General features: G+C 38.4%; 1 pseudogene. It reads right to left on the bottom strand.

The window, feature by feature from the left end:
- Nucleotides 1-216: pseudogene (locus V6256_RS15850) on the bottom strand (amino acid ABC transporter permease); the annotation flags it as partial.

Here is a 216-nt window from a genome sequence, read left to right as displayed (position 1 = left end):
TGGCATATCTGATTGAAGGCCAAGCGCTATAACCACACCAATTGGGAATGAAGCAATAATACCAACCGCTGCTAATAAAATGGTTAACATTAAGCCACCCCATTTTTCCGTTTCAACATCTTCTAGTCCAAATCCACCGCTAATTAAAATGAAGCAGACTACAGGAAAAAGCAGAATGACCGGAATTTTAGCTTTTAAGTTGCCGATATATTTGAA

Origin of the sequence: Psychromonas aquatilis (assembly GCF_038155185.1) — a bacterium.
Lineage (GTDB): Bacteria > Pseudomonadota > Gammaproteobacteria > Enterobacterales > Psychromonadaceae > Psychromonas > Psychromonas aquatilis.
This window is presented reverse-complemented; position numbering and strand designations above follow the sequence as displayed.